The sequence below is a fragment of the Sphingomonas nostoxanthinifaciens genome (assembly GCF_019930585.1).
GTDB classification, from domain to species: Bacteria; Pseudomonadota; Alphaproteobacteria; order Sphingomonadales; family Sphingomonadaceae; genus Sphingomonas_I; species Sphingomonas_I nostoxanthinifaciens.
This window is the reverse complement of sequence record NZ_CP082839.1, coordinates 1,920,034-1,944,045: the sequence shown is the minus strand read 5'-3', so window position 1 is coordinate 1,944,045 and position 24,012 is coordinate 1,920,034. Positions and strand designations below refer to the sequence as shown.

General features: G+C 67.5%; 17 protein-coding genes. 12 read left to right on the top strand and 5 right to left on the bottom strand.

Annotated elements, in window-relative coordinates; translation table 11 throughout:
• Positions 1-66: 66 nt before the first annotated feature.
• Positions 67-1,464 (top strand): aminotransferase-like domain-containing protein, encoded by a 1,398-nt coding sequence (locus tag K8P63_RS09270; RefSeq protein WP_223799513.1) that lies wholly within the window; start codon positions 67-69, stop codon positions 1,462-1,464.
• Between the two features lie 10 nt (positions 1,465-1,474).
• Here K8P63_RS09270 and K8P63_RS09265 read toward each other — a convergent pair whose 3' ends face one another.
• Positions 1,475-2,209, bottom strand: a complete 735-nt coding sequence (locus K8P63_RS09265; protein ID WP_317629366.1) for a GNAT family N-acetyltransferase — start codon at positions 2,207-2,209, stop codon at positions 1,475-1,477.
• Between K8P63_RS09265 and K8P63_RS09260 the strand changes: the two genes are divergently transcribed.
• The 5 genes from K8P63_RS09260 to K8P63_RS09240 all read left to right on the top strand — a co-directional run bounded on the left by K8P63_RS09260 (position 2,132) and on the right by K8P63_RS09240 (position 8,929).
• A complete protein-coding gene (locus K8P63_RS09260; protein ID WP_223799512.1) occupies positions 2,132-3,058 on the top strand; it encodes a 2-hydroxyacid dehydrogenase in 927 nt (308 codons plus the stop codon). The genes K8P63_RS09265 and K8P63_RS09260 overlap by 78 nt on opposite strands.
• A 433-nt stretch (positions 3,059-3,491) precedes the next feature.
• Positions 3,492-7,568: a CheR family methyltransferase gene (locus K8P63_RS09255; RefSeq protein ID WP_223799511.1), complete on the top strand. Its 4,077-nt coding sequence runs from the start codon at positions 3,492-3,494 to the stop codon at positions 7,566-7,568.
• 3 nt (positions 7,569-7,571) lie between these two features.
• On the top strand, positions 7,572-7,949 hold the full coding sequence (locus tag K8P63_RS09250; protein ID WP_223799510.1) for a response regulator: 378 nt from the start codon (positions 7,572-7,574) through the stop codon (positions 7,947-7,949).
• Positions 7,925-8,707 carry a Crp/Fnr family transcriptional regulator gene (locus K8P63_RS09245; protein ID WP_223799509.1) on the top strand — a complete coding sequence of 261 codons (783 nt, stop codon included), beginning with the start codon at positions 7,925-7,927 and terminating at the stop codon, positions 8,705-8,707. The genes K8P63_RS09250 and K8P63_RS09245 overlap by 25 nt, the downstream gene beginning before the upstream one ends.
• Before the next feature lie 60 nt (positions 8,708-8,767).
• Positions 8,768-8,929, top strand: coding sequence for a hypothetical protein (locus tag K8P63_RS09240; RefSeq protein ID WP_223799508.1), 162 nt, complete (start codon positions 8,768-8,770; stop codon positions 8,927-8,929).
• 21 nt (positions 8,930-8,950) lie between these two features.
• Here the strand turns inward: K8P63_RS09240 and recG are convergent, their stop codons facing one another.
• Positions 8,951-11,011 carry an ATP-dependent DNA helicase RecG gene (recG, locus tag K8P63_RS09235; protein WP_223799507.1) on the bottom strand — a complete coding sequence of 687 codons (2,061 nt, stop codon included), beginning with the start codon at positions 11,009-11,011 and terminating at the stop codon, positions 8,951-8,953.
• A 63-nt stretch (positions 11,012-11,074) separates the two neighbouring features.
• Here recG and K8P63_RS09230 point away from each other — a divergent pair, with 63 nt between their 5' ends.
• The 3 genes from K8P63_RS09230 to K8P63_RS09220 are packed head-to-tail and all read left to right on the top strand — an operon-like array spanning position 11,075 to position 15,743.
• Positions 11,075-11,353, top strand: a complete 279-nt coding sequence (locus K8P63_RS09230; protein WP_223799506.1) for an FAD assembly factor SdhE — start codon at positions 11,075-11,077, stop codon at positions 11,351-11,353.
• 50 nt (positions 11,354-11,403) lie between these two features.
• Positions 11,404-14,865 (top strand): transcription-repair coupling factor, encoded by a 3,462-nt coding sequence (gene mfd, locus K8P63_RS09225; protein WP_223799794.1) that lies wholly within the window; start codon positions 11,404-11,406, stop codon positions 14,863-14,865.
• Positions 14,865-15,743: an alpha/beta hydrolase family protein gene (locus K8P63_RS09220; protein ID WP_223799505.1), complete on the top strand. Its 879-nt coding sequence runs from the start codon at positions 14,865-14,867 to the stop codon at positions 15,741-15,743. The genes mfd and K8P63_RS09220 overlap by 1 nt, the downstream gene beginning before the upstream one ends.
• 8 nt (positions 15,744-15,751) lie before the next feature.
• Here K8P63_RS09220 and K8P63_RS09215 read toward each other — a convergent pair whose 3' ends face one another.
• Positions 15,752-17,068, bottom strand: coding sequence for an APC family permease (locus tag K8P63_RS09215; RefSeq protein ID WP_223799504.1), 1,317 nt, complete (start codon positions 17,066-17,068; stop codon positions 15,752-15,754).
• Positions 17,069-17,129: 61 nt separating this feature from the next.
• Between K8P63_RS09215 and kynU the strand changes: the two genes are divergently transcribed.
• Both kynU and K8P63_RS09205 read left to right on the top strand, forming a co-directional pair.
• Positions 17,130-18,347: a kynureninase gene (gene kynU, locus K8P63_RS09210; protein WP_223799503.1), complete on the top strand. Its 1,218-nt coding sequence runs from the start codon at positions 17,130-17,132 to the stop codon at positions 18,345-18,347.
• A 59-nt stretch (positions 18,348-18,406) separates the two neighbouring features.
• Complete coding sequence (locus K8P63_RS09205; RefSeq protein ID WP_223799502.1) at positions 18,407-18,688, top strand: XrtV sorting system accessory protein; 282 nt, start codon at positions 18,407-18,409, stop codon at positions 18,686-18,688.
• A gap of 113 nt (positions 18,689-18,801) precedes the next feature.
• Here K8P63_RS09205 and secA read toward each other — a convergent pair whose 3' ends face one another.
• Both secA and K8P63_RS09195 read right to left on the bottom strand, forming a co-directional pair.
• Positions 18,802-21,552 carry a preprotein translocase subunit SecA gene (secA, locus tag K8P63_RS09200; protein ID WP_223799501.1) on the bottom strand — a complete coding sequence of 917 codons (2,751 nt, stop codon included), beginning with the start codon at positions 21,550-21,552 and terminating at the stop codon, positions 18,802-18,804.
• 126 nt (positions 21,553-21,678) lie between these two features.
• The gene (locus tag K8P63_RS09195) at positions 21,679-23,142 is read right to left on the bottom strand and encodes an MATE family efflux transporter (RefSeq protein WP_223799500.1); all 1,464 of its coding nucleotides are present in this window, start codon (positions 23,140-23,142) and stop codon (positions 21,679-21,681) included.
• Between the two features lie 103 nt (positions 23,143-23,245).
• Here K8P63_RS09195 and K8P63_RS09190 point away from each other — a divergent pair, with 103 nt between their 5' ends.
• Positions 23,246-24,004 (top strand): SIMPL domain-containing protein, encoded by a 759-nt coding sequence (locus tag K8P63_RS09190; protein WP_223799499.1) that lies wholly within the window; start codon positions 23,246-23,248, stop codon positions 24,002-24,004.
• Positions 24,005-24,012 lie beyond the last annotated feature (8 nt).

Here is a 24,012-nt window from a genome sequence, read left to right as displayed (position 1 = left end):
CGCTGGTCACGACAGAGACAGTTCGGTACGATCACGCTGAACTGTACTGCCGGGATGTACCGTACAATGGCGACGATGATCGAAACGGAGGCTGGCCGCACCGAGCAGGTGATGCAGATGATCCGCGATCGCGTGGAACGGCGCGCGCTCACGCCGGGCGCGCGGCTGCCGTCGGTGCGCGCGATGGCCGGCAGCAGCGGTTTCTCCAAGTCGACCGTGGTGGAGGCCTATGACCGCCTCGCGGCGGAAGGCGTGATCCGGTCGCGGCCCGGATCGGGCTTCTATGTGGCCGCCCCTCTGGCGCCACTGGCGCTCGACCGGCTGGGCCCGGCTGTGGAGCGCGAGGTCGATCCGCTATGGATGCTGCGGCAGTCGCTCGCCTCGGGCACCGGCATGCTGACGCCGGGCTGCGGCTGGCTACCGGAAAGCTGGATGGCGGAGGACGCGATCCGCCGCAGCCTGCGCACGGCCGCGCGCAGCGGCAGCATCGCCACGCTCACCTCCTACGCGCCGGTGCTCGGATCGGAGGCACTGCGCATCCTGCTCGCGCGGCGGCTGGCGGAGCAGCATGTGCCGGTCGGGCCGGACCAGATATTGCTTACCGACAGCGGTACGCATGCGCTCGATCTGGCGTGCCGCTTCCTCATTCGGCCGGGCGACACGGTGCTGGTCGACGATCCCGGTTACTTCAACTTCCTGTCGCTGCTGCGCGCGCATCGTGCCCAGATCGTCTCGGTGGCGATGACGCCGACCGGGCCGGACGTCGCCGCGCTGGAGGCCGCGCTGATCCAGCATCGGCCGCGTTTCTACATGACCAATTCGGCGATCCACAATCCGACCGGTGCGACGCTTTCGGCCGCAACCGCGCATCGCGTGCTGAAGCTCGCCGAAGCGCACGATCTGGTGATCGTCGAGGACGATATCTTCGCGGATTTCGAGCATGAGCCCTCGCCGCGCTATGCGGCATTCGACGGGCTCGATCGCGTGATCCGTGTCGGCAGCCTGTCCAAGTCGCTCTCAGCGTCCATCCGGTGCGGTCATATCGCCGCGCGCGGCGACTGGATCGAGGCGCTCGCCGATCTCCGCATCGCGACGTCGATGTCGGGCAATCCGCTGTCGAACGAACTGCTCCACACGGTGCTGACTGACGGCAGCTACAAGCGCCACATGGAGAAGGTCCGCGCCAATCTCGCGCGCGGCATGGCCAGGACGATCAAGCAGCTGCGGGCGATCGGCATCGAGCCGTGGATCGAGCCGCAGGCCGGCATCTTCCTGTGGGCGCGGCTGCCCGGCGGCGTCGATACGGCAGCGTTGGCGCGCGCCGCGCTGGCCGAGAATATCGTGCTGGCGCCCGGCAACGTGTTCAGCCAGTCCGAAAGCTGGGCCGATCATCTGCGGTTCAACGTGGCGATGTGCGAGGATGCCCGCATCTTCCGCTTCCTCGGCAATGCGATCGGCGGCTGAGCGCCGCGCTTCACGCCGCGGCGTTGGCGAGTCGCTTGCGCATTCGGGTCATCGGCACGATGACGCCGGCGACATCCACAGGGCAGTCCTCGGCTGCTTCATATCCGCATGCGACGTAGAGCGGCCGACCGCTCATCGTCGCCATCAGCTCGACCGATGCGAATCCTTCTGCCGCGGCCGCGCGTTCGCAGCGATCGAGCAACATGCGACCTATCCCCCTGCGCGCGTGATCGGGATGCGTGTACATCGCCCGGATCCGCGCCGGATCTTTCGACGGATCGAGCAGCACTGGATTGCGCAGCTCCCGACTATGATCGCCGCCATAGAGCGTGGCCCTGCGGCTCCAGCCGCCACAACCGACGATGATGCCCGCATCCTCGACGATGAAATAGGATCCGTCCTCGACCAGCTGGGTATCGAGGCCCATGATCTGTCGGCTGGCGACCACCTGGGCGGGCGTGAGAAACGCATCCTGCAGCCGGGAAATGGCAAGCTCGATCAATTTGCGCAGGGCGTCCAGGTCGCGTTCCAGCGCCGTGCGCAGCGCCAATCCTTCAGTCATGGGTGGCTTGATACTCCAGATGAGCCGGGCGGCCGAGCATAGCCCGATCGCCGACGCAGAACTGCGCTCTTTTCGTGCGACGACGTATTGACCTAAGCCGCACCCATGTCCCGCATCCTGATCGCCGCCCGCACCAATCCCGAAGGGTTTGCGACCCTGTTTCGCGCCGAACTGCCCGAGCACGAGGTGGTGACGACTTTGCCGGACGACGGTGCGCCGACGCCGTATGTCGTGGTCGGCCTGCCGCCGCCGGGCCTGCTCGCCTCGCGCACGGGGCTGGAGGTGATCGTGAGCACCAATGCCGGTGTCGAGCAGCTTCTGGCGTCCGGCGAGGTGCCCGATGGCGTGCCGGTGGTGCGGATGGTCGATCCGGGACTGCGCGCGGGCATGGTCGAGTGGGTCGCGGGGCGGGTGCTCTCCTGGCATCGCAACCTGTTCGCCTATCTCGACCAGCAGGCGGAAGGACATTGGGCGCAATTGCCGGAGGTATTGGCCGCCGAGCGGATCGTGACCGTGCTTGGTGCCGGCGCGCTCGGCGGACCCGTGGCGACGATGCTGGCGAGCCTTGGCTTCGTGGTGCGGACGTGGAGCCGCACGCCGCGCACCGTGCCGGGCTGCACGGGCTTTGCCGGGCGCGACGCGCTGGACGATGCGGTCGCCAGCGCGGACGTGCTGGTCAATCTGCTGCCCGCGACGGCGCAGACGATCGATCTGATCGACCACGGCCTGCTGTCGCGCATGCGGTCGGGTGGCCTATTGGTGAATGCCGGGCGCGGTTCGGCGGTGGTCGATGCGGACCTGCTGTGCGCGCTCGATGACGGCTCCCTGGGCGCGGCCGCGCTCGACGTGTTCCGGCAGGAGCCGCTGCCCGCCGACCATCCTTTCTGGCGCCACCCGCGCATCTTCATCACGCCGCACAGCGCCGCGATCACGCACCCGCGCACATCGGTCGCGGTGATGGCCGAGACGATACGCCGTCACGAACGCGGCGAACCGCTCGTAAACGTCGTCGATCGGGCGCGAGGCTATTGAACGGTCGCCGGGCTGACCGGCGACCGGGCTGCGCCGAGGCGCTCACTTGGGTTAAGGCGATGTCGGCATTGGTGCCCTACCCGTCGCGCACCATGACATGAGGGTGCATTGACGACGCAGGTCGTGCGATTGATCGCAACCAGCCGCGGGCACGGCCGCAGGGCGAGACGATCAAGGCGCGACGCGGTACGACCTTGGTACGCACCCTCTCGCCGCCGAAGCGAGCGCCACTGCCGCTGTCGCCGACCTCCACGAGGTTTGATTGAAGGAATATGGGCGCTACGCTTCCGCGCCGTGCGAAGCTGCGACCAATGCCCTTCGTGCCGCGCCGACCATGCTGGCGGCCAATATCGTGTAGAAGCGTCTTCTGAAGCGGAAGTCGACCGGCTAGGCCCATGTCATGATCAGTGAAGAGGAAGAGCAACGATCATCAGTGGCGGTCGGAGACGAAGCCGTCTTATTGCCGTTCGCCATCGTCGGGGTCGGCGTCTGCGCGGCCTCGCTCGGCTCGTTGCGACAATTGTTCGGCGCGATCGCGGCCGGCAGCGGGACTGCCTATCTGATCGCGGTTCGGCGGGCGCGCGGCCTCGACGTCGCTTCGGTCGTCGATGCGCTGCGCGAGGCGTGCGCGCTGCCGATCCGCATCGCCGAGAATGACGAGCAGATCGAGCCCGACCATGTTTACGTCGCGGCGCCCGACGACATGATCGCGATCGAGCACGGCCGCATCCGCACGCGTCCCGCCGTCGAACCAGCCAGTCATCGCGGCACCGTGGACAGCCTGATGATCTCACTGGCCGAACAGGCACACGATCGCGCGGTCATCGTGCTGCTCAAGGGCTTGGATGGCGAGGGAGGCGCCGGTCTCACTGCCACCAAGAACTATGGTGGCCTTTCGATCGTGGAGCGCGATGCGGGCGACGATCCGACGGCGGAAGGATCGACGGCACCATCGTCCGTGGCCGACATGGACCTCCCGATCGAACGGATCGCGCCCGAGATCGCGCGCTATGCGCGCAGCCTGAAGCTCGTTGCCGAACGCGACGGCCAGGAACAGCTGTCGGAGGATATCGAGGCCGAGGTCACCCAGGTCGCGACCATCCTGCGCAACGTGACCGGGCACGATTTCCACGGCTACAAGCGCGGCACGTTCATCCGACGCATCCATCGCCGCATGCAGGTGCTGCAGATCGGCGAGATCGATATCTATCTCGACACGCTGCGGCAGGATCGGGAAGAGGTGCAGCACCTGTTCCAGGATCTGCTGATCGGCGTCACGCAATTCTTTCGCGATCCGGCCGAGTTCGACCTGCTCGAACGCGAAATTCCCCTCTTGTTCGAGGGTAGGGGCTCCGAGGATCAGTTCCGTGTCTGGGTGCCGGGATGCGCGACCGGCGAGGAAGCCTATTCGATCGCGATCCTGCTGCGCGAGCATATGGCGACGCTCGATCGGCCGCCCGAGGTTCAGATTTTCGCCACCGATCTCGATGCGCGCGCGCTCAATCTGGCGCGTGCCGGGCGCTACACCAGCGCCATCGCCCGCCATGTCCGGCCCGATCGGCTGGAACGCTGGTTCGTGCGCGAAGGCGACACCTTCTGCGTCGCGAAGGAGCTGCGCGAGATCTGCATCTTCTCGCCGCATAACATCGTCAAGGATGCGCCGTTCAGCCGCGTCGATATCCTGTCGTGCCGCAACCTGCTGATCTACCTGAACACCGAGCTGCAGAACCGGGTCATCCCGATCTTCCATTTCTCGCTGCGGGCAGGCGGCGTGCTGTTCCTCGGGGCGTCGGAGAATGTCATCCGGCATCAGAAACTGTTCGGACCGATCGACCGCCGCAACCGCGTGTTCCGTCGGCTGGAGACCGCCACGCGGATCATTCCCGACTTCCCGCTGGCCCCCCACATCCACGATCGCGGCGCCGCGGACGGCATGCTCGTCGTGCCCGCCCACGGTGCGCGCCTCGCACCTGCAGTCGGCCGGCAAGCGGAGGCGGTCGCCGAGCGTTATGCGCCGGCCTACGTCGTCGTCGATGGCCATGGCGAGGTGCTGCACTTCTCCGGGCGCACCGGCCGCTATCTGGAGCCGACCGCGGGCGTGGCGACGCTCAATCTGACGAGCCTGATTCATCGCGACCTGCGGCTGGACCTGCGGACCGCGCTGGGTCGGGCCATTGCGGAGGGGCGCCGCGTCGAAGCGCCCCGCCTGGTGATCCGGCAGGATGATCGCGCATTCGGCGTGACGATCGCGATCGAGCCGATCGGTGGCGGCGACGCGACTTCGTTCGTCGTCGTCTTCCAGGATCTCGGGCCCGTCGGCGACGGGTCGGGCACCGACGACGGCCAGCCGGCCACCGACGAGCACGCCCAGCGGCTCGGGGCCGAGCTGCGCATCACGCGCGATCGCCTGCAGGCCACGATCGAGGAACTGGAGTCGACCAACGAGGAACTCAAAACCTCGAACGAGGAATATCAGTCGATCAACGAAGAGCTCCAGTCCGCGAACGAGGAGATGGAAACCTCCAAGGAGGAACTCCAGTCCGTCAACGAGGAGTTGCAGACGGTCAATGGCGAGCTGTCGCACCGCGTGCAGGAGCTGGGTCGCATCAATTCGGATCTCAAGAACCTGCTCGAATCGACCCAGATCGCGACGGTCTTCCTCGACAACGATCTGCGGGTTCGCAACTTCACGCCAGCGGCGACCGACATCTTCCACCTGCGCGAAGCGGATGTCGGCCGGCCGCTGGATCACGTCGTATCGCGCGTCTCCTATCCCGAGCTGCAGGAGGACGTGCGTCGCGTGTTGAAGACGCTCGTCCCCACCGAGCGATCGGTCGTGGATAGCGCGGGCGACTGCCATTATGTCGCGCGCGTGCTGCCCTATCGCAGCATCGACAATTATATCGGCGGATCGGTCGTCACCTTCACCGACATGACCGCCGTCTACCAGGCGGAGACGGCGCTGCGCGAAAGCGAGCAGCGGCTCGCGAGCGAGCTGGCCGACCTCAAGACGCTGCAGGGCGTGAGCGTCGAACTGGTGCACGAGCAGGACATCCCGACCCTGCATCTGCGCATTCTCGATGCCGCGATGGCACTGATGCGATCGGATGCCGCCAGCGTGCAACGCTTCGACGAGGGCGAACGCACGTTGCGGCTGCTCGCGTCGAGCGGATTTCATCCTTTGTCCGAGCAATTCCTGTCGGTGATCGAGGCGGGCCCGGACAACACGTCCGGCGGGGTGCTGGTCCACAACGAACGGCTCGTCGCGCCCGACATCGAGACGAGCCTGCGGATCGGCGGCACGCACCTGCACGAATATCGCCGGTCCGGTCTGCGCGCGATGCAATCGACTCCGTTGATGTCGCGCTCGGGCAAGGTGCTCGGCATCATCTCGACCCATTGGCGCGAGCCGCACGAGCCGCTGGAACGCGAGTTCGCCCTCTTCGACGTCCTAGCACGCGAGGCCGCCGACTTGATCGAACGATCGCATGCCAAGACGGCATTGCAAGACATCTCGCGTGAGATGAAGATCCTGCTGGCCGGCATCCCACAGCTGGTTTGGCGCGCGAACAGTTCCGGGCGATGGACCTGGGTCAGCCCGCAATGGACCGAATATACCGGCCAGCACGACGCGGCCAGCCTCGGCCTCGGCTGGCTGGAGCAGATCGACCCCGCAGATCGCGACGAAGCCTTGGGGAGCTGGAGCCGCGCCGAGGAGGAAGGCGGCCTCGACGTGCAGCTGCGCATCTATCACGCCGCCGAACAAAGATATCGCTGGTTCCACACGCGCGCCACCCCGGCGCGCGACGAACAGGGCACGATCGTCGAATGGCTGGGCACCTCCACCGACATCGACGATATTCGTGCGCTGCAGGCGCGCCAGGAGGTGCTGGTCGGCGAGTTACAGCACCGCGTCCGCAACATGCTGGGGGTCGTGCGCTCCGTCTTCACCCGCACCGCGCAGACCGCGACCGATGTGGAAGAGATCGTCGATCATTTCACCGGCCGGCTCGATTCGCTGGCCCGCACGCAGGTGGTCGTGACCCGCAGCATCAACGGACTTGTGGATCTTGAGGATCTCATCCGGGATGAATTGCTCAGCATCGGCGCGAGCGACGGCTCGAAGATCCGGATCGAGGGACCGGACGTCTCGCTGAGCTCGAAGACCGCCGAGGCGATCGGGCTCGCCATCCACGAACTGACGACCAACGCCTTGAAATATGGCGCGCTCAGGGTTCCGGGTGCCAGGCTTCATATTGCGTGGAATACTAACCCAGGTGAGGGTGGAGCGCGCCGGCTGGACCTAGTATGGGAGGAACAGGGTGTTCCCACGATCTCTGTCAATCCGACCCGAGCAGGGTTTGGACGCGAGCTGATCGAAGAGGCGCTGCCGTACCGGCTAGGGGCCGAGACAAGGCTGGAGTTCCGGGGCGGCGGGGTGCGCTGCTTTATTTCGATCCCACTTGGCTCCAAAGCGTTGGGGCAGGAGGAGATCAGGGAGGCGCGCTGACCGATGGGCAGGGAACTTACTGGCAAACGCATCCTCGTCGTAGAAGACGAATATTACATCGCATCTGATCTGAAGCGTCTTCTGACCAGCGCCGATGCGACCGTGATCGGGCCGGTGGCGGCGTTGGAAGCCGGCCTGTCGCTGATCGAGTGCGAATCGCTCGATGCCGCGGTGCTCGACGTCAATCTCGAGGGCATCTTTTCTTACGCAATTGCCGACCGGCTGACCGAGCGGGCCATCCCCTATCTCTTCCTGACCGGCTACGATGACTGGGCGCTTCCCGCCGCTTACCGCCCCATCCCGCGCGTCACCAAGCCGTTTCTGGAGCGGACCATGCTGCTGACGGTAGAGCGGCTATGCGCCGCGACGGCCGCCGCATGAGCCGCCTGCTGGAAGCAGAGTTCGGCACGGAGCCCGCGTTTCGCCGTCTCTCGGCACTCACCGCGCTGGACGAGCCCGCCCGAACCGCGTTGCAGCGCGCCATGAACCGCGCACGCATGGTCGCGGCGCGGCGCGACGTTCTGGCCGAGGGCGCCGAGATCAACGAGACCCTGCTCGTCCTCGACGGCTGGGCGGCGCGGTTCCGACAATTGGAGGATGGCCGCCGGCAGATCATCGGCCTGCTCCTGCCGGGCGATCTCATCGGGCTGTGCGATCAGGAACGCCCGCTCGCAAGCTGCTCGATCGTGGCGATCACCGATCTCCAGCTGTGCGTCGCGCCGGATCGTGCCGCATCTCCCACGCTCGCGCGTGCCTACGCGCTCAGCCGCGCGCTGGACGAGGTGCATCTGATCGGACACATCACCCGGCTCGGGCGGCTCGACGCGCATGAGCGCATGATCGACCTGATGCTCGAGTTGCTCGAGCGAATGGACCTCGCCGGCCTGACCGAGGGCGGACAATATGCCCTGCCGCTCACGCAGGAGGTGCTGGCCGATCTGCTCGGCCTCACGGCGGTCCACGTCAATCGAACGCTTCAGGCCATGCGTCGCGCGGGCGATATCGCCTCGCACGGGCGGGCGCTTGCCATCGCCAATCCGCCCGCCCTCTATCGTCGGATCGCACGAACGTCGCCCAGGGTTTCCGCCCTCGAACGGAGTGCAACGGGCCGCCTCAACTTTATGGGTGGCCTAACCTGATTAGGTGCGACCGCATCGGAAGCGCCATAATCTCCAGACGAGATAGGAGAGCATTGAGTGATGCGTGACGATCGGGCCTATTTCGAAAGGCGGGCCGACGACGAGCTGGGAATGGCCCAGAAGGCGACCGATCCCGCCGTGGTGAAGATCCATTATGCCCTGCTCAAGTCCTACCTGAAGCTGCTTCATGCGCTCCGCGATCGGCCGGGCCGCATCGCATAGCCGGTCCCGCGCAGCGGCCCGTCACCCCGAATGCAGCAACCCCACCGCCGCATCGCGCTCGAACAGATAGAGCGCGGTGCGCGCCGCCTGCCCGCGCGGCGCTTCCAGCCCGCCGTCGCGGTCGATCAACAGGCGGGCATCGTCGGTCGCGGCACCGATGAAGGCGGAGGTCTGCTCGACATTCGCCAGACGGAACGCAGCCTCACCCGATTGACGCGTGCCGAGGATCTCGCCGCTGCCGCGCAGGCGCAGATCCTCCTCGGCGATGCGGAAACCGTCATTGCTCTCGCGCAGCAGCGCCAGCCGCGCGCGTGCCGTCTCGCCGAGCATCGCCCCGCGCAGCAATACGCAGACCGAACGCCCCTCGCCCCGCCCCACCCGCCCGCGAAGCTGGTGAAGTTGGGCGAGGCCGAAGCGGTCGGCATGTTCGATCACCATCAGCGTGGCGTTGGGTACGTCGACGCCCACCTCGATCACGGTCGTCGCAACGAGCAGCCCGAGCCGGCCGGCGGCGAACGCCGCCATCACCGCATCCTTCTCCGGCCCCTTCATCCGCCCGTGGACGAGGCCGACCGCATCGCCCAGCCGCGCGCGCAATGCCGCGGCCCGGCTCTCGGCGGCGGCGAGGTCGCTCACCTCGCTTTCCTCGACCAGCGGGCACACCCAATAGGCCTGCGCGCCGGTGGCGAGATGGCGGGCGAGCCCGTCGGCGACCTCGCCGAGGCGATCCTCGGAGATGACGCGCGTCTCGATCGGCTGGCGGCCCGGTGGCAGCTCGTCGAGCCGGCTCACGTCCATCTCGCCATATTGGCTGAGCGTCAGCGTGCGTGGGATTGGCGTCGCGGTCATGGCAAGCAGGTGCGGCGGCTTCTCCGCTTTCTGCGTCAGCAGCATGCGCTGGGCGACGCCGAAGCGGTGCTGCTCGTCCACCACCGCCAGCCCGAGCCGCTTGTAGCGTACCGCCTCCTGGAAGATGGCGTGGGTGCCGACGAGGATGTCGATCGATCCGTCGGCGAGCCCCATCAACGTCGCCTCGCGGCCGCGGCCCTTGTCGCGGCCGGTGAGGATGGCGACGCTGACCCCCGTCGGCCCCAGCAACCGCGTGAGATTGTCGTAATGCTGGCGCGCGAGGATCTCGGTCGGGGCGAGCAACGCGCCCTGCGCGCCCGCCTCGACTGCGATCAGCAGCGCCATGAGCGCTACCAGCGTCTTGCCTGCCCCGACATCGCCCTGCAGCAGCCGCACCATCGGCGCGGACTGCACCAGATCGCCCTCGATCTCGGCGATGGTGCGCGTCTGCGCGCCGGTCGGCGTATAAGGCAGCGCCAGCCGCGCGCGGAGTCGCCCGTCGCCGACGAGCGGCGATCCACGCCGCCGCCGCGCCGATGCCCGGACGAGGCTGAGCGCAAGCTGGTTGGCGAACAGTTCGTCATAAGCCAGCCGCTCCCGCGCCTTGGCGTCGGCGGGATCGGCATGCAGGCTGACCAAAGCGTCGCGCCATGCGGGCCATTGATGGCGTGCGCGCAGGCTCGGCTCGATCCACTCGGGCAGATCGGGCGCACGCTCGATCGCCTGCGCGATGAGCGCGGCGAGGCGCTTGCCCGACAGCCCCTCGGACAAAGGATAGACCGCCTCGCGCGGCGGCAAAGCGGCGGCCTCGTCGCGCGTCATCACCTCGGGATGGACGATCTGCAACCACTGGTCGTAGCGTTCGAGCTTGCCCGACACGGTGCATGTCTCGCCGAGCGGCAACAGCTTCTTGGCATAGCCCGAACCACCGCCGAAGAAGACGAGGGCGACGACATTGCCCGCGCCATCCTGCGCGATCACGCGCGCCGGCGCGCGCGCGCTGCCACCAAGGCGATAGTCGGTCGGCGTGACCGCGAGCGTCACCACCGCGCCCACGTCGGCCTCGTCCAGCGCATCGACCGCCTTGCGGTCGATCCAGCCGGTCGGAAGGTGGAACAGCAGGTCGACGACACGCTTCAACCCCAGCCGCGCCAAAGGCTTGGCCAGTGCCGGGCCGATGCCCTTGAGCACCTCCACCTCGGCGAACAGCGGATTGAGAATGTCGGGCCGCATGACTAGATGCAGCAGCCTTAGCCCCCGTCACCGGCGCCGCATAGCGGCTGCCGGCATTGCCCCATGGAGTTTCCTCTGGATCGCACCGTCCGCCTCAAGCGCCTGCGCTTCCGCGCCTGGCATCGCGGTACCAAGGAAGCCGATCTGATGATCGGCGGCTTCTGCGATCGCTTCGCCGAGGCGTGGGACGAGCCCGAGCTCGCCTGGTTCGAGGCGCTGCTCGACGAGGAGGATGTCGAGATCATGGCGTGGGCGATCGGAACCCTGCCCGTGCCCGAACGCTGGCAGGGATCGCTGATGCAGCGGATGCAGCAGCTCGATTATATTCCGGTGGAGCGGTAATGGCTGAAGGCAAGGACGCGCTGGTGCTGGAACGCAAGGCGGCACCGCACATGCCTGACCTGGGTCGCATCCTGAAGGCCGGCGAACCGCTTACCCTCGCCGGTGCGCCGGCGGGCTTCCTGCCGTGGCTGATGGCGGATCTCGCCCGGGCCGCGAAAGGCCGCGCGGTGTTCATCGCCCCCGACGAAAGCGCGATGCGTGGGCTGGCCGACGCCGCCCGTTACTTCGCACCCGAGCTGGAGACGGTCACCTTTCCCGCATGGGATTGTCTGCCCTACGACCGCGCCTCGCCGTCGCTGCGCAGCACCTCGGAACGATTGGCGGCGCTGCATGCGCTCCAGCGCAAGACCGACAAGCCGCAGCTGCTGGTCACCACGGTCAACGCCGCGACCCAGCGCACGCTGACGCCATTCCGCCTCCGCCAATTGTCCGCCACGCTCGCGCCCGGCGAGCGGATCGATCGCGACGCACTGGCCGAGCTGCTCCAGGCCAACGGCTACGTCCGCGTCGATACGGTGCACGAGGCGGGCGATTACGCCGTACGCGGCGGCTTGGTCGACCTGTTCCCGGCGGGCGAGAGCCTCGCGCTCCGGCTCGACTTCTTCGGCGACGAGATTGAGAGCCTGCGCCAGTTCAATCCCGAGGACCAGCGCACCACCGCCCAGATCGACGGCTTCACCTTGCTGCCCGCGTCGGAGGCTTTGCTCGATCCGGAGGGGATCAAGCGCTTCCGCACCCGCTATCGTGAGAAGTTCGGCGCCAACGCCACCGGCGATCCGCTCTACCAGGCGCTGTCGGAGGGCCGGCGCCTCGCCGGGATGGAACATTGGCTGCCGCTGATCGAGGAGCGGCTGGCGACCCTGTTCGATCACCTCGCGTCTGACGATCTGATCGTGCGCGATGCGGGTGCCGACGGCGCCGCCGATGGGCGCTTCGACAGCATCGAGGATTACTACCAGAACCGTCAGCGCGCGCTGAAGGCCGATCCGGGCAGCTATCGCCCGCTCGGGCCCAGCGAACTCTATCTGATGAGCCGCGAGTGGAAGACGGCGATCGCCGATCGCCCGATCCACCTGACCACCCCCTTTCACGAGCCCGACAGCGAGCGCGTGATCGACTTCGGCGTCGACGGCCCGCGCGATTTCGCGCCCGAGCGCGCGCAGAATGCCAACGTCTACGAGGCGGTGGTCGAGCATTGCCGCGCGCTCGGCCGATCCAAGCACAAGGTCGTGCTGGCGAGCTATTCCAACGGCGCGCGCGACCGCCTGCGCGGGCTGCTCAACGATCACGGGCTCGATGGCGCGATGCTGGCCGAGGACTGGCACGATGCGTTGGGCTCGGCGTTCAAGCCCGGCTCGGTCGCGCTGGCGGTGCTGCCGCTCGATCACGGCTTCACCACCCCCGACGTGGCGCTGCTGACCGAGCAGGACATGCTCGGCGATCGGCTGGTGCGGCGCCAGCGCCGCCGTAAATCGGCCGACGCCTTCCTCGCCGAGTTGGCGACGCTTTCACCCGGCGATCTCGTCGTCCACCGCGATCATGGCATCGGCCGCTACGAAGGACTGATGCAGATTCCGGTCGGCAAGGCGCCGCACGATTGCGTCGCCCTGTCCTACTCCGGCGGCGACAAGCTCTACGTGCCGGTCGAGAATCTCGAAGTGCTCTCGCGCTACGGCAGCGAGGAAGGCGGCACGCTCGACAAGCTCGGCGGCGAAGCATGGCAGCGGCGCAAGTCGCGCATGAAGGAGCGCATCCGCGAGATTGCGGGCGAGCTGATGGCGACCGCCGCCCAGCGCGCGCTTCGCGTCGCCGACGCCGCGCATACCGACAGCGCCTACATGGCCTTCGCCGACCGCTTCCCGTACGAAGAGACCGACGATCAGGACAAGGCGATCGGCGAGGCGCTCGAAGATCTCGCCGCGGGCAAGCCGATGGACCGGCTGGTCGTCGGCGACGTCGGCTTCGGCAAGACCGAGGTGGCGATGCGCGCCGCCTTCGTCGCGACGATGGCCGGCATGCAGGTCGCGGTCGTCTGCCCGACCACCCTGCTCGCCCGCCAGCACGCGACCAATTTCGCCGAGCGGATGCGCGGTTTTCCCATCGAGATCGGCCGCATGTCGCGCCTCGTCCCCGCCGCCGAGATGAAGCGCACCAAGGAGGGGCTGGCCAACGGCACGATCGATATCGTCGTCGGTACGCATGCGGTGCTGGCCAAGGGCGTCGAGTTCAAGCAGCTCGGCCTCGTCATCGTCGACGAGGAACAGCGCTTCGGCGTCACCCACAAGGAGCGGCTGAAGAACCTCAAGGCCGACGTCCACGTCCTCACCCTCACCGCGACGCCGATCCCGCGGACGCTGCAAATGGCGATGAGCGGCCTGCGCGAGCTGTCGGTGATCCAGACCCCGCCCGTCGACCGCCTCGCGGTGCGCACCTATGTGGCGCCGTGGGACCCGGTGGTGATCCGCGAGGCGTTGCTGCGCGAGCATTATCGCGGCGGCCAGAGCTTCTTCGTGGCGCCGCGCGTCGCCGACCTGCCCGACATCGAGGAGTTCCTGCGCAAGGAGGTGCCCGAGGTCCGCTTCGTCGTCGCCCACGGCCAGATGCCGGCCGGCGAGATCGAGGGACGGATGAGCGCCTTCTATGACAAGAAGTTCGACGTGCTGCTGTCGACCACGATCGTCGAGAGCGGGCTCGACATCCCGTCGGCCAACACGTTGATCGTGCACCGCGCCGACCGCTTCGGCCTCGCCCAGCTCTATCAGCTGCGCGGACGCGTCGGCCGCTCGAAGACGCGCGCTTATGCCTATCTCACTACGCCGGCGAACCGGATCGTGACCGAGACGGCGGAGAAGCGGCTGCACATCCTGCAGAATCTCGATTCGCTGGGGGCGGGCTTCCAGCTCGCCAGCCACGATCTCGATATTCGCGGCGCGGGCAATTTGCTCGGCGACGAGCAATCGGGGCATATTAAGGAGGTCGGCTTCGAACTCTACCAATCGATGCTGGAGGATGCGATCCTCGAGGCGAAGGCCGGCGGCATCGCCGAGGCGGCGCGCACCAAGGAATTCTCGCCGCAGATCACCGTCGACGCGCCGATCCTGATCCCCGACGATTATGTGATCGATCTCGATCTGCGCATGGGCCTCTATCGTCGGATGAACGAGCTGGAGGACAAGGGCCAGATCGAGGCGTTCGCGGCCGAGATGATCGACCGCTTCGGCCCGCTGCCCGAGGCGACGCAGAATCTGCTGACCGTGATCGAGACCAAGCTCAACTGCCGCACGGCGTGCATCGCCAAGATGGACGTCGGGCCGAAGGGCGCGCTCGTCAGCTTCTTCGAGAACAATTTCCCCGATCTGCCGGGGCTGCTGGCCTATGTCGAGCGGCTGAAGGGCACGGCCAAGCTCCGCCCTGACAGCAAGCTCGTCATCACCCGCGCGTGGGAGACGGGCGAGCAGCAGCTGCACGGCGCCTTGCAACTGTCCAAAGGGCTGGCAAAGATCATCGCGTGATGATGCGACGACTTGGGCTTGCGCTGGCGGCCGCGCTGATGGGGGGAGCCGCGGTGGCGGGAACGCTGACCTGGGCCGATCTGACCAGCCGCCCGCGCCCGACCGGTGCGGTGCGGATCGCCTATGGCGCCGATCCGCTGCAGTTCGCCGATTTGTGGCTGCCCGCGTCGAAGGGGCCGCACCCGGTGGTGCTGATGGTGCATGGCGGCTGCTGGCAGACCGACATCGCCGAGGCGAAACTGATGGACTGGGCGGCGGCCGATCTCGCGCGGCGCGGCATTGCGGTGTGGAACGTCGAATATCGCGGGGTCGACCGGCCCGGTGGCGGTTATCCGGGCACCTTTCACGACGTGGCAGCCGGCGCGGATGCCTTGCGGGACGCGGCGACGCGTTATGGGTTGCGGCTCGATCGGGTGGTCGCGGTCGGCCACTCGGCCGGCGGCCATCTCGCGCTGTGGCTGGCGGCGCGCGCGGGACTGCCGAAGAATAGCGTGTTGCGATCGTCCCATCCGCTGCCGCTCCACGGGGTGATCAGCCTCGGCGGCCTGCCCGATCTCGAGGCTGCCGCCCAGCCGCCCGGCGATACATGCGGGCCCGACGCGGTGCCGCGGCTGGTCGGTGCGCCGGGTACGGCCCGGCCGGACGTCTATGCCGATACCTCGCCGGCGCGGCTGCCCCAGCCGGCGATCCTGCTGGTCGCGATCAACGGCGCGGTCGATCGCATCGCCCCACCCGCCACGGCCGAAGCCTATACCCGCCGCACCGGCGCGCCCCTCCGCCGTATCGTCGTGCCGGCCGAGGGGCATGTCGAAGAGATCGCGCCCGGCAGCAAGGCGTGGGCCGCGGCCGTCGAGGCGATCGAAACGGCGCTGCGCTAAGCGCGGCGTCAGCGGCGGCGCATGATCGCGTAGATCAACGCGCTGCCCGCCAATACCCCGGCCAGCGCAGCGACCTCAGCCAGGCGTCCGAAGGCAACCAATGCGATCGTACTCGCCATCCCGACCAGCGCCACAACCGGCAGCGCCGGCAATCGCAACGCCTCGCCCATGACCGCCACGTCGCGCCGACGCAGCACCCAGGCCGAGGCGCAGGCGCCGAAGTAGAGCGGCGCGATCGTCAGCGTCGAGAGGATCGCCAGCGCCTCGTAAGTGCCGCTGAGCGCGAGCAGGATGGCGAGCCCGGCGTGGAAGAGGATCGCCACGTGCGGCGTATGCCAACGCGGGTGCAGCCGCCCGAACGCGGCAGGCAGCAGGCGATCGCGCGAGAGCGCGAACAGCACGCGCGGCGCGCCGAGCAGGTCGCTGCCGATCCAGAACAGCATCGACAGGAATGCGCCCGCCAGCAACGGCACGCGCCAGCCCGCCCCGATCGTCCCCATCGCATCCGCCAGCGGTGTCTTCGAGGCGGCCAGTCCTGCCCCCAGCAGTCCGTCCGCCACGATCTGCACGCCGATATAGAGCAGGCCGATGCCGCCCATCGCCAGCAGCAGCGCGCGCGGCACGTTGCGCGCCGGATCGCGCACCTCGCCCGAGGCCGAGAGCGGCGTCTCCATTCCGGACAGCGCGAAGAAGGCGAGCAATGCGGCACGATCGATCGTCGTGACCGGCGGCGCCGTGACGGCGGTGGTGGCGCCGTGCCCGCTCGCCAGCGCGATGCCGCCAACGATGAGGAACAGGCCCAGCGGCACCAGCTTGATGAGCGTGGTGACGCCGATGAAGCGCGCCGCCGTATCCGCACCGCGAATGTTCACCCACGCCATGCCGCCGAGCAATGCGACGATGAACAGGCCGCGCGGCAGCGCGTCGCTGAGCGCGGGCACGGCAGCGCCTAGGATGTCGGCCACCGCTGCGGCGACTCCGCCGCAGGCGAGCAGGGCCGACAGCCAGACGAGCACGCCCGCGACGAAGCCGGCCAGCGGCCCGAACGCCGCCTCGACATAGCCATAGGGGCCGCCGCTGGTCGGCACGCGGCTGCCCGCCTCGGCGAAACACAGCACGATCGCGCCCATCGCGATCAGGCAGGCGACATAGGCCAGCGGCGCCGCGGCACCCGCCGCCGCCGCCATCGACGCCGGCAGGCGGTAGACGCCCGATCCGATCACCTCGTTGGTGATCGCCGCGGCCATGCCGAATATGCCGATGCCGCGGACCAGCCCGTGATCGCGCCCCTGCTCCTCGACCGCGACCGTCCGCGCACCCGCCATGACGTCTCCCTTATCAAGCACGTGCTTGCCCGAGCGCGACGCAGGCCGCAACAGGGAGCCCATGACGACGCTCGACGAGGCACGCGACTGGGACGCGACCGATCCGCTCCGCAAATTCCGCGCGCGCTTCGCATTGCCCGACGGCATCATCTATCTCGACGGCAATTCGCTTGGAGCGCTGCCCCACGCCACCGCCGCACGCCTGGGCGACGCGGTCGCGCGCGAATGGGGCGAGGGTCTGATCCGCAGCTGGAACGATGCCGGCTGGGCCGAGGCGCCGCGACGGGTTGGCGCGAAGATCGCGCGGCTGATCGGCGCGGCCGAGGACGAGGTAGTCGTGGCGGACTCGACCTCGGTCAATCTCTACAAGCTGCTGATGGCCGCCGCGGCCGATCGCGATGGAGCGATCGTGGTCGAGGCGGACGGCTTCCCCACCGACGCCTATGTCGCCCGCGCCGTCGCCACGCAGCTCAGCCGCCCGTTTCGGGTCATACCCGCCGCCGATCTGGCCGGCGCGTTTACGGACGACGTATCGGCGGCGGTCGTCACCCATGTCGATTACCGCACCGCCGCGCGCCACGATCTGGCCGCGCTCACGGGCGCAGCGCGCGCACAGGGTGCGCGGATCGTCTGGGATCTTAGCCATAGCGTCGGAGCAGTGCCGCTCGATCTGGGTCGCGACGGAGTCGAGCTGGCGGTCGGCTGCGGTTATAAATATCTCAATGGCGGCCCCGGCGCGCCGGCCTTCCTCTACGTCGCGCGCCATCTGCAGGCGCGCTTGGCCTCGCCCATCGCCGGCTGGTGGGGCCATGCCGCACCGTTCGACTTTACCGCCGACTTCAGACCGTCGATCGATATCGGTCGCTTCCAGGCAGGCACGCCGCCGGTTCTCGGGCTGTTGGCACTGGAAATCGGGGTCGATCTGATGCTGGAGGCCGACCGGCACGCAATCTGGGCGAAGGCATGCCGGCTCTACGACCTGTTCGCCGAGCGACTACGCGCGTGCTGCCCCGGCCTCGCCCTGATCGGTCCGACCGATGCGGGGCAACGCGGCAGCCACGCCGCCTTTCGTCATCCGCACGCCGTCGAAATCGTGCGCGCGGCGATCGCAAAGGGTGTGATCGGCGACTTCCGAACGCCCGATATTGCCCGTTTCGGACTTACCCCGCTTACGCTTCGTTATGAGGATATATGGCAGGCCGTTGAAATCCTTGGCGAGACGATCGCCAGCGAGGCGTGGCGCGACGAGCGCTTCGCGCGGGGCGGCGTGGTCACATGACGATTGTTGCCGCACGCCGGGCATGGCATTGAGCATTCGGGGCAAGAGGCGAGGATCGCGTGGAAACAGTTTATGATTGGGTGACGGTCGCGATCTTCGCGGGCCTTATCGTGCTGTTTCTGCAGCGTTCGTCGGGCGAGGGCGAGCCGCAGGACAGCATCTGGCAATATCTCGGCGCCTCGATCGGCTGCGCCGTCGCCAACTGGCTGGGCAACAATGCGGTCAAGAACGGCGCCGCATCGGGCACGCCTGACTATGTCGAGCATATCGCCGCCGTGGTCGTGCTGGGCGCGACCGTCGCCTATATCTGGCTCTATCTGAAGCCGTTCAAGCGCGCGTGAGCGCCTGAGCCTCGCATCAGCCTGTGCTCCGGCGAAAGCCGGAGCCCAGATCGTCGAACGCTACAGCCGGCAATACTGGGCTCCGGCTTTCGCCGGAGAATGGCGCAGATGCCCTATAGCTGGCCGTGGCAATGCTTGTACTTGCGGCCCGTTCCGCAGGGGCACGGCGAGTTGCGGCTGACCTTGCCGACCCAATCGGCCGGATCGCTGCCGAGTTCGGTCGGCATGTCCGGCTGCGCGATCTGCAGCGGCGGCATGCTCGCCGTGATATAGCCCATCGTGCCCGCATCGCGATCGAACGTATCATCCAGCCCGCTGAGCGGATCGAAGTGGGTCGTCACGAAATCCGGCATCGGCGGCAATTGCGCGAAGTCCGCCGGGGGTGCGAAGTTGAAGCGGATCGTGCTGATCGTCCGCGTCACGTCCTCGCGGATCGCCGACAGCATGCGCTCGAACAGCGCGAACGCCTCCTGCTTATATTCGTTGATCGGCGTCTTCTGCGCATAAGCGCGCAGGTGGATCACCTGGCGGAGCGCATCGAGCGTCGACAGATGCTCCTTCCAGTGATGATCGAGCGTCTGCAGCAGCACGCTCTTCTCGATGCCGCCCCAGCTTTCGGGGCCGACCTCGGCCTTGCGCGCGTCGAGCACCTCGGCCGCCGCCTCGGCGATGCGGGTGGCGAGCAATTCGGGCTCGAGCATCTCCTCCTTTATCCAGTCGTCGATCGGCGGCTGGAGGTCGAAGATCGAGCTGACCGACTCCTTCAGGCCCTCGATATTCCACTGCTCGGGATAGGAGCCGGCGGGGCAGGCATCGGCGACGATCGCGTTGATCGTCTCGGCGCGCATGTCGGCGACGACGTCGTCGACCGCCTCGGCATCCATGATGTCCGAGCGCTGCTCGTAGACGACTTTGCGCTGGTCGTTCATCACGTCGTCATACTCGACGACCTGCTTGCGGATATCGTAGTTGCGCGCCTCGACCTTGCGCTGCGCGGTCTCGATCGCCTTGGAAATCCACGGCGAGACGATCGCCTCGCCATCCTCCAGATTCTTGTTCAGCATCTTGGCGAACATCGTCTGCGGGCCGAAGATCCGCATCAGATCGTCGTCGAGACTGAGGTAGAAGCGGCTGAGGCCCGGATCGCCCTGCCGGCCCGAACGGCCGCGGAGCTGATTGTCGATACGCCGGCTCTCGTGCCGCTCGGTGCCGAGCACGAACAGGCCGCCGGCGGCGAGCACCGCCTCCTTCTCGACCGCGATCTCGGCCTTGATGCGCGCGGCGGCGGCGTCGAACTCCGGCGTGCCGATCTCGAGATCGGCATGCTCGTCGATCAGCCGCATCTCGAGATTGCCGCCGAGCTGAATGTCGGTGCCGCGACCGGCCATGTTGGTGGCGATGGTGACGGCGCCAAGCCGGCCCGCCTGCGCCACGAGGTGCGATTCCTGCTCGTGATGGCGCGCGTTGAGCACGTTGTGGCGGACGCCCTCCGCCGTCAGATATTCGGACAGCAGTTCCGACTTCTCGATCGACACGGTGCCGACCAGCACCGGCTGGCCGCTATCCTGCTTGCTGCGGATCGACTTGGCGATCGCAGCATATTTGTCGCGGATATTCTTGTAGAATTCGTCTTCCTCGTCGATCCGCTTGACCGGGATGTTGGTCGGGATCGAGACGACGTTGATCTTGTAGATCTGGTAGAATTCGTGCGCCTCGGTCGCGGCGGTGCCGGTCATGCCGCCGATCTTCGGGTACATGCGGAAATAATTCTGGAAGGTGATCGAGGCGAGCGTCTGGTTCTCGGGCTCGATATTGACGCCCTCCTTGGCCTCGACCGCCTGGTGGAGCCCGTCGGACCAGCGCCGCCCGTCCATCATGCGGCCGGTGAACTCGTCGATGATGACGACCTTGCCGTCCTTGACGATGTAATCGGTGTCGCGCTTGAACGCGACATTCGCCCGCAGCGCCTGGTTCAGATGGTGGACGACCTGCGTATTCTCGAAATCGTAGAGATTGTCGCCCTGGAGCAGCCCGGCCGCCTCCAGCGCGCGCTCCATACGCTCGGTGCCGTCCTCGGTCAGGATCACCGAGCGCGCCTTCTCGTCATGCTCGTAATCGCCCGAATCCATCACCTTCACGATGGCGTCGACCTGCATGTACAGCTCCGATCGATCCTCAGTCGGGCCGGAGATGATGAGCGGCGTGCGTGCCTCGTCGATCAGGACCGAGTCGACCTCGTCGACCACGGCGTAGGCGAACGGCCGCTGCACCATCTGCGCGCGGTCATACTTCATGTTGTCGCGCAGGTAATCGAAGCCGAACTCGTTGTTCGTGCCGTAGGTGATGTCGCTGTTATAGGCGTCGCGCCTTTGTTCGTCCGACAGGTTGGGCACGATCACGCCCACGGTAAGCCCGAGGAAGCGATAGACCTGGCCCATCCAGCCCGCGTCGCGGCTGGCGAGATAATCGTTCACGGTGACGACGTGGACGCCCTGCCCCGTCAACGCGTTGAGGTAGACCGCCAGGGTTGCCACCAGCGTCTTGCCCTCGCCGGTGCGCATCTCGGCGATCTCGCCGCGATGGAGCGTGATGCCGCCGATCATCTGGACATCGTAATGGCGCTGGCCAAGCACGCGCTTGGCGGACTCGCGCACGGTCGCGAACGCCTCGGGCAGCAGCGCGTCGAGCGTTTCGCCCGCCGCCAGCCGCTCGCGGAAGCGCACCGTCTGCGCGGCCAGCTCATCGTCCGACAGCGCCTGCACCGCCGCTTCATAGGAGGCGATCTTGGCCACGACCGGCTGCATCGACTTGACGTAGCGGTCGTTGGACGACCCGAAGATGGCCTTGGCAATGCCGGCGAACATGCGATTTCCCAAAAAAAGATGACACGCGGAAGCCGGAAGAACCGGGTCCGCGTTCCCAACGTCAGAACCGCGCGGAGATAGGGTCGCCGGGGTGCCGCGTCAATTCGGGCACGTGGTGAACGACGCTCACGCCGCAGGGTTCAGCCGCCCGCCTGCCTCGCCGTCGGCGCTCGCCTGATCCTGCGCCGCCTCCGCCTCGATCGTCGCGCCGACCAGCCCACGCGCGCGCCAGTTGCCATAGCGATAGTAGAGCACCGCCATCACCGCCGTGATGCTCGATCCGAACGGGAAGCTCCACCACAACACCTCGGTGCCGAAGCGCGGCATCAGCGCCCAGGCAAAGGCGATGCGCGCGACGAACACGCCGAAGGCGAGGATCAGCAAAGGCGCGAACACCGCGCCGTTGGCGCGCACGGTGGCGAACAGCACCAACGTGATGCCGAACAGGATGAAGCTCCAGCTCGCGATCTTCTGGATGTGGATCGCGATCGGGATGGCGGGGCTGCCACGGCCGACGAACAAGGCCATCGTCGCATGATCCGACACGAAGATCACGAGCAGGATCGCCGCGGTCATGGCGACGTTCACCGCTACCCCCACCGTGGTGATGCGGCCGACGCGATCCCAGCGGCGCGCACCGATATTCTGCGCAGCCATGGCCGAGACCGCCGCGCCGATCGCCATCGCCGGCATCTGCACATAGGTCCATAATTGCTGCGCGACGCCATAGGCGGCGGTCGTCTCCACGCCCGCGCGGTTGACCAGCCCGATCATCACCAGCGCGGAAAAGGACATGACCAGCATCTGCAGGCCCATCGGCAGCCCCTTGACCACGATCACCCTGAGCAAGGCCGGATCGGGCAGCAGGAAGCGCCATTCGCTTCCGCGCAGGCGGATCGGCAGGTTGCGCGCGTAGATGTAGATCGTGACGCCGATCAGCACGACATAGTTGGCGATCAGCGTCGTCATCGCAGAGCCGGCGATGCCCAGCGGCGGCAGCGGGCCGAAGCCGCGGATGAAGAAAGGGTTGAGCCCGGCGTCGATCGCGACGTTCAGGATCATGAACCAGAAGGGCGTGATCGAATCGCCGGTGCCGCGCAGCGCCATCGAGATCATCAGGCCGAGGAACATCGGCGGCAGCGCGAGGAAGATCACGCGCAGATAAGCGAGCGCGAAGGCCTGCGCCGCCGGCGGCGTCGACAGCAGCCGCAACAGGTGCGGCGCGAGCAGCCAGCCGGCGACGGCGATCACCACCGAGACGATCGTGAACAACCCCATAGCGGTGCCGAAGGCGCGCCGCGCGCCGACGATGTCGCGCGCACCCATGCTCTGGCCGACGAGGATCGTCGCCGCCATGCCGAAGCCGAAGCCGAGCGAGAACATCAGAAACATGACGAGATTGGCGTTGGAGGTCGCCGCCAGCGCGCTCTCGCCCAGCAGCCGCCCGATCCAGATGGCGTTGATCGAGCCGTTGAGCGACTGCAGCACGTTGGCGCCCAGCGTCGGCAGTGCGAACAGCAGCAAGGTGCGGCCGATCGGCCCGCTGGTCAGGTCGCGCGCTTGCGGTCTCGTCTTGGGCGGTGTCGCCATCTCGTCATTCCCCTCGGCCTATGCTTTGCCGTGCACGGCCGCTTTTGGCCAGCCACGCTCCGCGCTATTGTGCGCGCGACGACGAAGCGATCGAGGAGGATGCATGCGGACGCTGGTTCTGGTGCTGACTTTGATGCCCGCGGTGGCGCAGGCCGCCGACACGCCACCGCCCCGGATCGTCGTCAGCGCGAACGGCCATGCCTCGACCATGCCCGACCGCGCCGAGATCAGCTATACGGTCCATGGCGAGGGCACGACCTCCGACGAGGCGGTGCGGGCCTTGGTGGCGAAACGCGTGGCGATCGACGGCGGCCTCGCGACGTTCAAGGCCCAGCCGCAGGCGAGCAACGTGTCGGTCGGCGAGGTGCGCGGGCGCGACTGCAACACCCGCGGCTTTGGCAACCCGCACCTTTCGACCGGCGAGTGCGCGATCGTCGGCTACACCGCCGACCTGTTCGTGCGCGTGCGGACCGGCGCGGTGAAGGATGCGGGGACGATCGTCGGCCTGATCGGTCGGCTCGGTGGCACCAACCCGCATATCCAGACCTTCCAGGTCAGCGACGACGCCGCCGCGCGCCGCGCGGCGATGACCGAGGCATTCGCCGCCGCGCGCGCCCAGGCGCAGGCGGTGGCCGCCGCCGCCGGCGTCCATCTCGGCCCGATCATCCAGGCGACCGACGGCAGCTTTGGGGGCCTGTTCGGCAGCGACGACATCGTGCTGAGCGGAAGCCGCGTCGACGCGCCGTCGATCATGTCGGTTCCCGCACCGCCACCGCCGCCACCCCCCGTCCCGATGGCCCTGACCCCGCAGCCGATCGAGACCACCGCGCGGGTGACGGTGATCTACCAGATCGTTCCGTAGGCCGCCTT